Here is a 12,602-nt window from a genome sequence, read left to right as displayed (position 1 = left end):
TGCGCAGACTGCGCTCATCCACCACAAGGCAACGGGCAAATGGTTTCAGCCGGGAGGCCACGTGGACGCGGGCGAAACCGTTCGTCAGGCCGCATGTCGCGAATGTGCGGAGGAGACGGGACTGGTCGCCGCGCTTCCGCCCGAGGCCGCGCCGGTCAGCATCGACCTGCATCGCATTCCCGAAAACCCGAAGAAGGGCGAGCCCGAGCACTATCATCTCGACATCCGCTTTGCGGCGCGGGTCTCGGGCACGCTTTCGCCGGACCCGGACGAGGTGCATGATGCAAGATGGTTTCCGGCAGAGGTGCTGGATACGATTGACGAGCGCGTGCGGCCCCGGCTTGCGGCAATCTGCATCTGACGCCTGGCTTGGCGATGCCGCCATTCGGTGTTAGGCCCATGGATGAAGCCCAACCATCGGAGCGCCCGTGACCGAGGCCCTTGCCCATCCCGAACTGATTGCCGTTCTGACCGCGCTGACCGACGACGCGCCGCGGGTAATGACGGTCGCGATGGGAAAGGCCCTGCCCTCCGGACCCTTTGAAAGCGCGCACAGCAGCCTGCAGGCCGGACTGCGCGCCTGGGTGGAGAGCCAGACGGGCCATCCTGTCGGCTACCTCGAACAGCTCTACACCTTCGCCGACCGTGATCGCGGTTTCGATCCCGGTGACCACCGGACGATCTCGATCAGCTATCTGGGTCTGGTGCGCGAACAGCCGCCGCCGGGAAGCGGCGGACCGCTGTGGAAGGATTGGTACGCCTATTTTCCCTGGGAGGACCTGCGCGCCGGCAGGCCGGAAATCCTCGAACAGGTGACGGACATGCTCGGCCAGTGGGCGATGAGCGAACGGCCCGGCCGGGCCGCGCGCCGCCACCGGCTGGACTTCGCCTTCGGGCTCAACGGCATGGCCTGGAACGAGGAACTGGTGCTGCAGCGCTACGAACTGATGTATGAGGCAGGGTTGATCGCCGAGGCAGGTCTCGCGCCGGCCTTCTGGTTCGGCCGGCCGATGGCCGCCGATCACCGGCGCATTCTTGCGACCGGCATTGCCCGATTGCGGGCCAAGATCAAATACCGCCCGGTGATCTTCGAGCTGATGCCCGAATGCTTCACCCTTCTTCAGCTGCAGAAGGGCGTCGAGGCGCTGGCGGGACTGACGCTCCACAAGTCGAATTTCCGCCGCCAGATCGACCAGCAGCGGCTGATTGAGGAGACGGGCGAGACGACCGCCGGAACCGGCGGCCGCCCGGCCAAGCTGTTCCGCTACCGCCACGCCGTGCGCGAGGAACGAGCGCTCTCCGGCTCGAGGCTTCCCGTTGCGCGGATGTAGGCCGCCCGTCACCCACAGCGCCGTCGAAGCACGCCCCGGACACCGCATTTGACATTGCGCCGACATGCGACTATGACTCCAGCATAGATATACTCTAATTGAGTATTAATGGGTCGACAAACCGGGCAGCCTGCCCTGATCAGGAGGACGTGTCGATGAATGCTCCCCTCTCTGCCGCCGCGCTCTATGACCGCGTCGCCCATGTCGTGCCGAAAGCGGAATGGCTTTCCTTCGAGAACGATATCGACGCCATCCTGCGCCTCAAAAAGGAAAAAAACGCCGTCATCCTGGCGCATAACTACCAGACGCCGGAGATTTTCCATGGCGTGGCGGATATCGTCGGCGACAGCCTGGCGCTGGCGCGCGAGGCGACCAAGGTCGAGGCCGATGTGATCGTGCTGGCCGGCGTGCATTTCATGGCCGAGACCGCCAAGCTGCTGAACCCGGAAAAGACGGTGCTGATCCCCGATCTGCGCGCCGGCTGCTCGCTCGCGGATTCGATCACGCCGGAGGACATCGCGCTTCTGCGGCAGGCCCATCCCGGCGTGCCGGTCGTTACCTATGTGAACACGTCGGCCGCTGTCAAAGCCGCGTCCGACATCTGCTGCACCTCCGGAAATGCGAAAAAGGTGGTGGAATCCCTTGGCGTGCCGAAGGTGCTGATGCTGCCGGATGAATATCTCGCCAAAAACATCGCGCGCGAGACCGATGTCGAGCTGATCGCCTGGCACGGGCATTGCGAGGTGCACGAGCTTTTCACCGCCGACGATGTGCGCGAGATGCGCGAGGCCTTTCCGGGCGTCACCGTTATCGCCCATCCCGAATGCCCGCCGGACGTGGTCGCCGAGGCCGACTTTTCCGGGTCCACCGCCGGCATGTCGGACTATGTCGCCACGGCGAAGCCCGGCCGCGTGGTGCTGCTGACGGAGTGCTCGATGAGCGACAATGTCGCCGTCCGGCACCCGGATGTCGATTTCGTCCGGCCCTGCAATCTCTGTCCGCACATGAAGCGCATCTCGCTCGCCAATATCAGGGTTGCGCTCGAGGAAAACCGCCACGAGGTGACCGTCGACCCGGCGATAGCCGCCGATGCGCGCCGCGCCGTCGAACGGATGCTTGCCGTATGAGCGCGCCCGTCGTCGTCATCGGATCGGGCATTGGCGGCTTGGTGACGGCGCTGGCACTGGCACCCCGCCGGGTGGCTCTGGTAACGAAGGCGGCGCCCGGCGGCGAAACCTCCACCTTCTGGGCTCAGGGCGGCATTGCCGCCGCCTTGGGCGATGACGACAGCGCCGCGCTTCATCTTGAGGATACGCTCGCCGCAGGCGACGGGCTTTGCGACCGGCAGGCGGCGGAGGCGATCATTGCCGGCGCAGCCGAGGCGATCGGGTTTCTCCAGCGTCACGGCGTCGCCTTCGATCGCGACGGGGACGGCCGGCTTGCGCGCGGCCTGGAGGCGGCCCATGCGCGCCGCCGCATCCTGCATGCCGGCGGCGATGCAACGGGTGCTGCCGTCATTTGCGCGCTGACCAGGGCCGTTGCCGAGACGCCGTCCATCACCGTCATGCCTGACACCGAGGTGCGGCGGCTGATTGCCGCCGACGGCGCGGTCTGCGGCCTCGTCGCGGCGGGCAACGGCGAAACGCTGACCATTCCGGCAAGCCGCGTGGTGATCGCCACCGGCGGACTTGGCGGGCTCTATGAGATTTCCACCAATCCGCCCGGCAATTTCGGCCAGGGCGTGATGCTGGCAGCGCGCGCCGGCGCTCTCCTTGCCGATATGGAATTCATCCAGTTCCACCCGACGGCCCTTGCCGCCGATCTGCGCCCGCTGCCGCTCATCAGCGAGGCGGTGCGCGGCGAAGGCGCCGTGCTGGTCAACGAGAAGGGCGAGCGCTTTCTTGCCGCCACGCCCGGCGCCGAGCTTGCGCCGCGCGACGTGGTCGCCCGCGCCATCGCCGCCGAGATCGCGCGCGGCGGCAGGGTGTATCTTGACGCCAGACAGGCGCTCGGACGCGGCTTTCCCGCCCGTTTTCCGGCCATCGCCGGCATCTGTGCCAAAGCCGGCATAAATCCGGCTGAAGAGCTCATCCCCGTACGCCCGGCCGAGCACTATGCCATGGGCGGCATAGCCGTCGATCAGCGCGCGCGCACGAGCGTGACCGGACTGTGGGCCGTCGGCGAATGCGCGGCCACCGGGCTCCACGGCGCCAACCGGCTTGCCAGCAACTCGCTTCTGGAAGCGGCCGTCACCGGTCTTGCCGCCGCCCGCGACATTGCCGGCCTGGCCGACGCGCCTGGCCGCCCGCTGCCTTCGGCCTGCCTGCCGCGACCGGCCCGGATCGGCATTGTAAGGGATATCGTTTCGCGTGAACTCGGCGTGTTGCGCACGGGCGCGGGCCTCCGCCGGTCCATCGAGGCACTGCTTGCGCTCGTCGAGGCGGAAGAGGCCGCCTCCGATCCGGCGCTGGTGGCGCTTTCGATCGCCGTCTTCGCCCACCGGCGGGAGGAATCGCGCGGCGCGCATGCCCGCAGCGATTTTCCGCTGAAGAAACCGCATTCCGCGCGGCAGGCGATGACGCTGTCGCAGGTTCTTGCCGCTGCGCATGCGCTTTGCCACACCCCCTGCCGAAGGAGCGCCTGACATGTTGGCACCGCTTCCCCGCCTGATCATCGAACCCGCCGTGCGCCGCGCGCTGGAGGAAGACCTCGGCCTTGCCGGCGACATCACGGCGAATGCCGTCATTCCCGCGGACCATCGCTCAACGGTGGTGATGGCCGCGCGCAAGGAGGGCGTGATTGCCGGGCTTGACGCGGCGGCGCTCGCTTTTGCCCTTGTCGATCCGGAGATCGGGCTGATCCGCCATGTGGGAGACGGTGAAAAGGTCGCAGCCGGCGCGGCGATCGCGACCGTCACCGGGACGTCGCGGGCGCTTTTGACCGGCGAGCGCACGGCGCTCAATTTCCTCGGCCATCTCTCCGGCATCGCCACGGCGACCAGCGCCGTTGTCGAGGCCGTTGCCGGCACGAGGGCGAGCGTCGTCTGCACCCGCAAGACAACGCCGGGGCTCCGGGCGCTGGAGAAATATGCGGTTCGCGCCGGCGGCGGCGGCAATCATCGCTTCTCGCTCGCCGATGCCGTGCTGATCAAGGACAATCACATCGCCATTGCCGGCGACATAAGGACCGCCATTCTCCGCGCGAAGGAAAATGCCGGGCATATGGTGAAGATCGAGGTGGAGGTCGATACGCTCGAACAGCTTGTGCAGGCAATGGAGGTGGGCGTCGATGCGGTGCTGCTCGACAACATGGCGCCCGAGACGCTGAAGCAGGCCGTCGACATCGTCGGCGGCCGGGCCGTTACGGAAGCCTCCGGCGGCATCACGCCTGAAACGGCGGGCGCTGTCGCCGAAGCCCGTGTCGACCTCATCTCCATCGGCTGGCTCACCCATTCCGCGCCGGTTCTCGATATCGGCCTCGACTATAAAAACGCGGGCGACTGAACCAATCCGCCCGCTCTTCCGTATCTCTTCATAGCGTTATGTGAGGAGAACGAAAGTGACCAGCAGAACCGGACTATTGTTTGCCCTTCCGATGGCGGCTTTGCCCTGTCTTGCCGAAGCGTCCGAGCTCATGGGCGTCTGGGCGCGCGGCGACGGCAAGGCGCAGGTGCGCGTCGACCGCTGTGGCGAGGACCTTTGCGCCACGAATATCTGGGTCAAGCCCGGAACGCGCCATGAGAGGGTCGGCGACAAGCTGATCATGGATGTCGAGCCTGTTTCGCAGAGCCGCTATGAGGGCAAGGCCCGCGATGTCAGGCGCGGCATGACCTATTCCATGGAGATCTCGCTGGAGGGCGCGGCGATGCGCACGCGCGGTTGCGTGCTCGGCAAACTGATCTGCAAATCCGCCGACTGGACCAGCATGAACTGAGCGCATCTGCCCGAAGATCGGTATCGATTTTCGGAAAGCACGATACGTAGATTCAATATGCTTGCGCGCCGGCCAACACCTCACGCGAACGCGTAATGCAGCCGAACGCAGCCGCGGTCGAGCGCCTTGACGCTGACAAGCCTGGCGTTTGCCGACAAGCCGGTCGGCGGAAAAAGCGGTCGCCCGCCGCCGATCAGCACAGGCATGACGTAGATCTCGATCGCGTCAAGCGCCCCGCGCTCGAGAAACGCCATCTGCAGCCGGCCGCCGCCCAGCATCCAGACATCGCCCGGCAGGCCGCGTAACTCGCCGATCAGCGCGTCGATGTCGCTGCGCGTCTCCAGCGGCGCGCACGGCTCGGGCAGGGGGCGGGAAGTCACCACGATGGACCGTTTGCCAGCATACGGCCATGGCATGTCCAGCGCGGCGAGAAAGTCATAGGTCGCGCGTCCCATCACGACGGTGTCGATTCCCTCCAGGAATACCGCATTGTCGTGCTCCCCAAGATCCATGCCGTCAAAGGCGGTCAGCCAATCGATCCCATTGTCTTGATCGGCAATGAAACCATCCAGACTTGTCGCGATATAGCCGATAATTTGTGCCATGGTCATTGCTCCGATTGAAAATAAATGAATGTTCATTTATATTACTAGAATGGCAAGACGCAAGACAATTTCCGACCGCGCGCTGTTGGATCGGCTCCTCGCAGAGATCGGCAGGGTTGGTCCCCAAAACCTCACCTTCGCAAGGGCGGCCGCCGCCGCCGGTCTGGCTCCGGCCACGCTTGTGCAGCGCTTTGCGTCGCGCGAGGCGATGGTCGAGGCCATCCTCGTCCATGCCTGGGACCGGCTGGACTTGCAGACGGCAGAAGCGGACGCGGACGCGCCGGAAGACGCTTGCGGAGCGGTCGAACTGCTGATGCGACTGACGCCGGAGGACGAAATCGCGTTCGCCGTCGAAAACGGCCTTCTGCTCTTGCGCGAGGATATGCGCAACCCGGCGCTGAGGGCGCGCGGCGCGGCCTGGGGAGCCCGGCTTTCGGAAGCTCTGGGGCGCAGGCTGTCGCAAGACCCGGAAGAGGCCTCGGTCCTCGGGTGGCAGATGGCCAACGTCTGGCAAGGCGCGCTTGTCTGGTGGGGCTTTCGTCGTCATGCAGCGCCCGGCGAGGCGGTTCGCGCCGCGCTTCAGGCCTGGTGCTGCACGGCCCTTCCTCCGTAAGGCGGCGGTCTGGCGGCGAGAACGCTACCGTATCCGCATGTCACGCCGTTCCGCCTGCGCGCAAACGGCTTCAAAGCCCGTAATACCAGGGCGCCAGAAGCGAGAAGGCGACGGTGATGACGCCGATCAGCGGCAGGCCAGCACGCAGGAAATCGCCGAAGCCGTAGTGGCCCGGACCCATGACCATCAGATTGGTCTGATAGGCGATCGGTGTTGCAAACGAGCAGTTCGCCGCATAGATGACGGCCGCCGCGAAGACTTCCGGCGGCGCGCCGATGCGGTTCGCCATGTCGAGCGCAATGGGAATGAAGAGCGCGGCCGCCGCATTGTTCGAGAGCACATTCGTCAGCAATGCCACGCCGACGAAGAGCAACGCCAGAATGATCGGCGCCGAGGCGCCCCCGCCGAGGCCGACAATGCCCTCGGCGATCAGCTGCGCCCCGCCCGTCGCCTCGAGCGCGGTGGCCATGGCGATCGAAGCGCCCACGAGCAGGAATATCTGCCGGTCGAAGGCGCGGGCCGCCTGCTGGAAGGTGAGGCAGCCGAAGACGATCATCAGCAATGCGCCGGCAACCGAATTGACCACCATGGGCGAAAGCCCGGTGGCCGAGAAGATGACGATTGCCGCAAACAGAAAGCTTGCGATCAGCGCCTTGTCGCGCGGCGGCACGCTTTCGGCCGAATGTTCCAGCAAGAGCAGGTCATGATTGCCCCGCATTGACATGATGTTGTCTTCATTGCCGCCGACGAGAAGCGTGTCTCCGGCCTCGAACCTGAGCTGGGCAAGCGGCGCCCGCGCCATGCGGCTTTTGCGCCGGACGCCGAAAACGGTGACGTCGAAACGCTGCTGGATGCCGCTGAAGCGCACCGTGCGCCCCTCGAACAGGGAACCGGGCGCGATCACCGCCTCTGCCAGGTGGTAATGCGGGCCGACCTTGGTTTCCGTGGCCGGGATCGTGCCGTCCGGCGGCTCGGCAAGGCTGATCTCGCCTTTGGCCAGCATGTCCATGAAGGATTTGCGGGCGCCGGTCATCTGCAGCCGGTCGCCCTCGCGCAGCGCCAGACCGTCATCATAGGGCGGCAGCAGGACGGTGCCCTCGCGGATCACCGCATGCAGAGACATCGGCGCCAGATTGGGAAAGAAGCCCGAACGCGGGCTGTCGCCGACAAAGCGGCTGGACGGCTGCAGCACGATCTCGCCGAGAAACTGCGTGCCGGAACTTTCCGGACCCGACTTCTGCTCGGAGCGCTCGCTGCCGAGGATGCGCGGCAGGACGAACAACACGTAAAGATAGCCGATGCCGGCAAGAATCATGCCCATGCCGGTGATCTCGAAAAAGCCGATCTCCAGACCCTCCTTGGCGGCCATTCCGGCGGCAATCAGGTTCGTGGACGAGCCGATCATCGTCGTCATGCCGCCGAGAATGGTGATGAAGGAGAGCGGCATGAAGATCTGATAGGCCGGCAGGCGGAAACGGGCGGCAAGCGAGGTCAGCACCGGAATGAAGATGACCACCACGGGCGTATTGTTCAGGAAGGCCGACGTGACGCCGGCGACCACGAGAATGATGGCGATCGACAGCCGCGGATTGCCGCCGTAAATCCGGCCGATCCGGTTGGTGACCCCTTCCAGCGCATCCGTGGCGAAAAGCCCCTTGCCGACGATCAGCAGCGCCAGGACCGTGATCAGCGCCGGCGAGGCGAAACCGGACAGAAGCGCGTCGACCGTGACCGTCTCGCCGCCCTCCGGCGTGAAAGGAAAGGTGCCGAACAGCACGAGAAGAAGCGTGATCGCGCCAAGCGAGATGCTCTCGACCGGTATCCGGTCAAGCGCGTAGAGAAAGATGGTTCCGGCGATAATTGCCAGCGTGGCGTAGAGATGAAAATTCTCAACCAAGTCGGGGCCTCGTGGCCGAAAATCGATAAAGGCGCTGCCTTCCGGCGGAAGACAGGCAGAACTTGTCAAATCGGTCCGCGGTTTGTTATGCAAAAAGCGGTCTGAAATTGGCCGGCTTTAAGCCGGTCGGGCGGATATTGAACGCAAACGAAAGCCGCCGCAAGTCTCGAGGCGTCTCAGGCAGACTGAATTTCCGGGGTTTCCGGCAGCGCTTCTTCCTCCGTCGCCCGGGCTTTGGGCCTTTTTGTCCCGCGGCCGTATTTTGCCCCTTTTTTGCAAATACCGGCACCAGTGGAACAAAGCTGACGCGAACGTCAGCGTTCTTATGCGACCAATCGGAGAACGAAAGGCAACCGCATGACAGCGGATTTTCTCGCAGCGTCTTTGCCGCACACATCTGGAAAATGCTTGAACGCGCGCCGGGAGACGGAAGTTCCCGGATCCGGAGCGGTGCCGGTCTCTGAAGCGCGCGCGGGTAATGAAAAATTTACCCTGCGGGCAGTATTTTGCCGACTGAAAACAGACACACCGTCTTTGAGTAATGCGTAGGAAGTGTGCCTCGTGACGTCGAAGAAGCATCGAAATTCGTCCATCCGCGCCGGTAGGAAAAGCCGTCTGACCCGGCTTGCAACGGCGGTCGCCTTCCTGCTCGTGACAGGCGGCGCGATCGCTGTGATCGCGGCCTCGCCGATCATCTCGGCAACGGTTGCCAAGCCGCAGCTTTCATCCACCCGCGGGCTCGGGGTGACGCTGAACCCGGCCTTCAGGACGCCTGAACGCGCCCAGAGCACAAAGGCGTCGCGGCTTCTCGCCGCCCGCGAAGGCCAGGGCCGGGCCAAGGGGCTGAAGCCTGAGGATGTGCGCCTGTCCTTCTTGAAGCCAAGGCTTGAACGCAGTGGCCAGACGGCGCTCACCGACCTGCAGCGCAGGATGGTTGCCGAACAGATTGCCGACAATGCCGGAAGCGAGATCGCCCTTGCCGGCGTTCCGCCGGAACTGACGCCCAAGATGCCGACACGGACCCAAGGCCCTGCTTCCATTCCGGCAAGCACCGCGCTTGCCGCCGTCTCGCCGAGCGGCCCTGAGGAAGACGGCGCCAGCAGCGCCTTTGAACTCGTGCTGCAGGGCGCCGACGATTCACGCCTGGCACCCGGCGAGGTGCCGACGCCGGAGAAACGCCCCGCCGGCCTGACGCTCGCCTATGCCGATTTCGGTCATGACGGCCTTGACGGCATTTTCGGCGAAGTGCCGGAGCGGACATCGAAGGTCGCGGTCTACGACATTTCCGCAGGCAAGGTCTACATGCCAGACGGCGAGGTGATGGAGGCTCATTCCGGCCGCGGCAAGTATCGCGACGATCCCAACCACACCCATGTGAAGATGGCCGGCGCCGTTCCGGCGGCCACCTACAGGCTATCGATGCGGGAATCGTTGTTCCACGGCGTTCCGGCACTGCGCATGACATCGGTGGACGGCACGCATCCGCTCGGGCGCACCGGCATTCTCGCCCATACCTACATGCTGCGCACGCCGGGCGATTCCCACGGCTGCCTCGTGTTCAAGGACTATTACAAGTTCCTGAAGGCCTACCGCGACAACGAGATCGATTATATCGTTGCCGTGCCGAGCCTGAAGAAAGGCCTGAGCACCCAGCTCGCAAGCCGCACCAGCTGATCGGCGGCGCGACCCAGGACGTCTAGCGCATCGGCCCGAAAATCGGAATCGATTTTCGGGCCGATGCGTAGATTCAATAGGTTAGAGCGTCCTTTGTGCGGCCGAATGGACGCACGGCGCTCCAAGACAAGCACAAAGGCCGGCGCCACGCGCCGGCCTTTGTTGTTTCACGTGAAAAAAAGACGGTTAACAGTGCGTTACAGAATGTAGCGCGAAAGGTCCGTGTCGTTGGCCAGATCGCCGACATGCTCGCGGACGTAATCGGAATCGATCATGATTTCCTGGCCGGACTGGTCGGGCGCGGTGAACGAGATCTCGTCCAGAACCCGCTCCATCACCGTCTGCAGCCGGCGTGCGCCGATATTTTCGACCGTCGCGTTCAAATGCACGGCGACATCGGCCAGCGCGTCGATCGCGTCCTCGGTGAAGTCGAGCTTCAACTCCTCCGTTTCCATCAGCGCCCGATACTGTCGGATCAGGCTCGCCTCGGTTTCCGTCAGGATGCGGCGGAAATCTTCCTTGGTCAGCGCCTGCAGCTCGACGCGGATCGGCAGGCGCCCCTGAAGCTCCGGCAGAAGATCGGATGGCTTGGAGACATGGAAGGCGCCCGAGGCGATGAACAGGATATGATCCGTCTTGATCGGCCCGTATTTGGTGGCGACCGTCGTGCCCTCGACCAGCGGCAGCAGGTCGCGCTGCACGCCCTCGCGGGAGACGCCGGCCCCCATGCGCCCGTCGCCGGCGGCGATCTTGTCGATCTCGTCGAGGAAGACGATGCCGTCTTCCTGAACCAGCCGCAGCGCCTCGCGCTGGATCACTTCGTCATCCAGAAGCTTGTCGCTCTCGTCGCGGATCAGGTCCTCATAGGAGGCCTTGACCGAGGTGCGGACCTTCTTGGTCTTGCCGCCCATGCCCTTGCCGAACATTTCCGACAGGTTCAGCACGCCGATATTGGCGCCGGGCATGCCGGGGATCTCGAAGCCTCCCATGCCGGAACCGGTATCGGCGATCTCGATGTCGATTTCCTTGTCGTCCATCTCGCCATTGCGCAGCTTCTTGCGGAAACTGTCGCGGGTGGCCGGCGAGGCGGTCTTGCCGACAAGGGCGTCGAGCACGCGTTCCTCGGCATTGGCATGGGCCTTGGCCTGCACTTCCTGACGCTTCTTCTCGCGCACCAGAACAAGGCCGATCTCGACGAGGTCGCGGATGATCTGCTCGACATCGCGGCCGACATAGCCGACCTCGGTGAACTTTGTGGCCTCCACCTTGATGAAGGGAGCGCCCGCGAGCTTGGCGAGGCGGCGGGAAATCTCGGTCTTGCCGACGCCCGTCGGGCCGATCATCAGGATGTTCTTCGGCATCACCTCGTCGCGCAGGTCATCGGGTAGCTGCTGGCGGCGCCAGCGGTTACGAAGCGCAATCGCGACGGCGCGCTTGGCATCGTGCTGGCCGATGATGTGACGGTCGAGTTCGGAGACGATCTCGCGGGGGGAAAAATTGGTCATCTGTTACTGCTCCTCAAGGGTCGCGGGCCATCAGCAGCGCCGGACCGCCTGTCATGCTGAAGGTGCCGAGCCGGACAAAGCCGGCCTTCTCATAGGCGCGGATCGCCACCGCATTGTCGGGGTGCGGATCGACGAGGACGCGCTTGGCGTCTTTGTTCAATGCCCGCTCCGCCATGGCGGAGACGAGGCGGGTGCCGAGCCCCTTGCCGATCATCTCGGCTGGGCCGATAAACTGATCGATCCCGAACGTGCCGGCGGGCTGACCGGCAAGGGCGGGTTCCCTGTCGCGCTCGCCGTCGAGATCGCAAAGCTGGATGTAGCCGATAGGCTCTTCGTCCAGCAAAACGACAAAAGGGGAAACCGTCGGATCATCAAGGTGCGAACGCATCTGCTCGGCCTGTCTCTCCGCCCTTTGCCACCACATCGCGACATGCGGCATCTGCAGCCAGCGGGCCATCAGTTCAAGGTCGCCTTCGCGAAGCGGCCTGAAGCTTATGGTCCCGTCATGCGGCATCCAGGGTTTCCACGATGATGTTGCCGTTGGTGTAGACGCAGATTTCCGAGGCGATCTCCATGGCGCGGCGGGCAACGACATCGGCGGGCTTGTCGCTGTCCATCAGCGCCCAGGCCGCCGCATAGGCGTAGTTGCCGCCGGAGCCGATGGCCATGACGCCGTGTTCGGGCTCCAGCACATCGCCGTTGCCGGTGACGGCCAGCGTAATGTCCTTGTCGGCGACCAGCATCATGGCTTCGAGATTGCGCAGATACTTGTCCGTGCGCCAGTCCTTGGCAAGCTCGACGCAGGCGCGCATCAGCTGGTCGGGATATTGCTCCAGCTTGCGCTCCAGCCGCTCCAGCAGGGTGAAAGCATCGGCCGTGGCGCCGGCAAAACCGGCAATGACATTGCCCTTGCCGATGCGGCGGACCTTGCGGGCATTGCCCTTCATCACCGTCTGGCCGAGCGAGACCTGGCCGTCGCCGGCCATCACCACCTTGCCGTCCTTGCGCACGGTGATGATGGTGGTGGCGTGCATGGTGCCGAAG

The 12,602-nt window shown here is 64.6% G+C and carries 13 protein-coding genes; 8 read left to right on the top strand and 5 right to left on the bottom strand.

The features are described from left to right. From AC5DC2_RS10390 to AC5DC2_RS10365, 6 genes are all read left to right on the top strand, one after another. The coding region (locus AC5DC2_RS10390; protein ID WP_491698419.1) for an NUDIX hydrolase at window positions 1-361 on the top strand (361 nt) is incomplete at its 5' end. A 67-nt stretch (window positions 362-428) separates the two neighbouring features. Further along, entirely contained in the window at window positions 429-1,331 is a 903-nt protein-coding gene (locus AC5DC2_RS10385) for an NUDIX hydrolase (RefSeq protein WP_061449828.1), read from the top strand. Between the two features lie 155 nt (window positions 1,332-1,486). After that, window positions 1,487-2,458, top strand: a complete 972-nt coding sequence (nadA, locus tag AC5DC2_RS10380; RefSeq protein ID WP_491698418.1) for a quinolinate synthase NadA — start codon at window positions 1,487-1,489, stop codon at window positions 2,456-2,458. Beyond that, window positions 2,455-3,975, top strand: a complete 1,521-nt coding sequence (locus AC5DC2_RS10375) for an L-aspartate oxidase (protein WP_491698417.1) — start codon at window positions 2,455-2,457, stop codon at window positions 3,973-3,975. Before nadA ends, AC5DC2_RS10375 begins: the two co-directional genes overlap by 4 nt. Before the next feature lies 1 nt (window position 3,976). Next, complete coding sequence (nadC, locus tag AC5DC2_RS10370) at window positions 3,977-4,834, top strand: carboxylating nicotinate-nucleotide diphosphorylase (RefSeq protein ID WP_491698416.1); 858 nt, start codon at window positions 3,977-3,979, stop codon at window positions 4,832-4,834. A 55-nt stretch (window positions 4,835-4,889) separates the two neighbouring features. Continuing rightward, on the top strand, window positions 4,890-5,264 hold the full coding sequence (locus AC5DC2_RS10365) for a DUF2147 domain-containing protein (protein ID WP_244435506.1): 375 nt from the start codon (window positions 4,890-4,892) through the stop codon (window positions 5,262-5,264). A gap of 80 nt (window positions 5,265-5,344) precedes the next feature. Here AC5DC2_RS10365 and AC5DC2_RS10360 read toward each other — a convergent pair whose 3' ends face one another. Further along, window positions 5,345-5,869, bottom strand: a complete 525-nt coding sequence (locus AC5DC2_RS10360; RefSeq protein ID WP_491698415.1) for a dihydrofolate reductase family protein — start codon at window positions 5,867-5,869, stop codon at window positions 5,345-5,347. Window positions 5,870-5,918: 49 nt separating this feature from the next. Here AC5DC2_RS10360 and AC5DC2_RS10355 point away from each other — a divergent pair, with 49 nt between their 5' ends. Then, window positions 5,919-6,482 (top strand): TetR family transcriptional regulator, encoded by a 564-nt coding sequence (locus AC5DC2_RS10355; protein ID WP_061449827.1) that lies wholly within the window; start codon window positions 5,919-5,921, stop codon window positions 6,480-6,482. A 70-nt stretch (window positions 6,483-6,552) separates the two neighbouring features. Here the strand turns inward: AC5DC2_RS10355 and AC5DC2_RS10350 are convergent, their stop codons facing one another. Continuing rightward, window positions 6,553-8,379, bottom strand: a complete 1,827-nt coding sequence (locus AC5DC2_RS10350) for an SLC13 family permease (RefSeq protein WP_491698414.1) — start codon at window positions 8,377-8,379, stop codon at window positions 6,553-6,555. Between the two features lie 561 nt (window positions 8,380-8,940). On the opposite strand from AC5DC2_RS10350, the gene AC5DC2_RS10345 reads away from it, so the two are divergent. Further along, the gene (locus AC5DC2_RS10345) at window positions 8,941-10,053 is read left to right on the top strand and encodes a DUF2778 domain-containing protein (protein ID WP_491698413.1); all 1,113 of its coding nucleotides are present in this window, start codon (window positions 8,941-8,943) and stop codon (window positions 10,051-10,053) included. Window positions 10,054-10,250: 197 nt separating this feature from the next. On the opposite strand, the gene hslU is transcribed toward AC5DC2_RS10345, so the two are convergent. The 3 genes from hslU to hslV form a co-directional block, all read right to left on the bottom strand. After that, a complete protein-coding gene (hslU, locus tag AC5DC2_RS10340) occupies window positions 10,251-11,558 on the bottom strand; it encodes an ATP-dependent protease ATPase subunit HslU (protein ID WP_491698412.1) in 1,308 nt (435 codons plus the stop codon). Window positions 11,559-11,571: 13 nt separating this feature from the next. Beyond that, window positions 11,572-12,072, bottom strand: a complete 501-nt coding sequence (locus AC5DC2_RS10335; RefSeq protein WP_491698411.1) for a GNAT family N-acetyltransferase — start codon at window positions 12,070-12,072, stop codon at window positions 11,572-11,574. Beyond that, a partial coding sequence (gene hslV / locus AC5DC2_RS10330) for an ATP-dependent protease subunit HslV (RefSeq protein ID WP_491698410.1) occupies window positions 12,062-12,602 on the bottom strand: 541 nt, incomplete at its 5' end. The genes hslV and AC5DC2_RS10335, both read right to left, overlap by 11 nt.

It is taken from the genome of Martelella sp., assembly GCF_984369615.1.
Note: the sequence above shows the minus strand (reverse complement) of the source record. Positions and strands in the feature narration are given on the sequence as shown.

Coding starts and splice junctions, on each gene's coding strand:
- AC5DC2_RS10355 (WP_061449827.1), top strand. CDS start 5,919: ATGGCAAGACGCAAGACAATTTCCGACCGCGCGCTGTTGGATCGGCTC.
- nadC (WP_491698416.1), top strand. CDS start 3,977: ATGTTGGCACCGCTTCCCCGCCTGATCATCGAACCCGCCGTGCGCCGC.
- AC5DC2_RS10375 (WP_491698417.1), top strand. CDS start 2,455: ATGAGCGCGCCCGTCGTCGTCATCGGATCGGGCATTGGCGGCTTGGTG.
- nadA (WP_491698418.1), top strand. CDS start 1,487: ATGAATGCTCCCCTCTCTGCCGCCGCGCTCTATGACCGCGTCGCCCAT.
- AC5DC2_RS10360 (WP_491698415.1), bottom strand. CDS start 5,869: ATGGCACAAATTATCGGCTATATCGCGACAAGTCTGGATGGTTTCATT.
- hslU (WP_491698412.1), bottom strand. CDS start 11,558: ATGACCAATTTTTCCCCCCGCGAGATCGTCTCCGAACTCGACCGTCAC.
- AC5DC2_RS10335 (WP_491698411.1), bottom strand. CDS start 12,072: ATGCCGCATGACGGGACCATAAGCTTCAGGCCGCTTCGCGAAGGCGAC.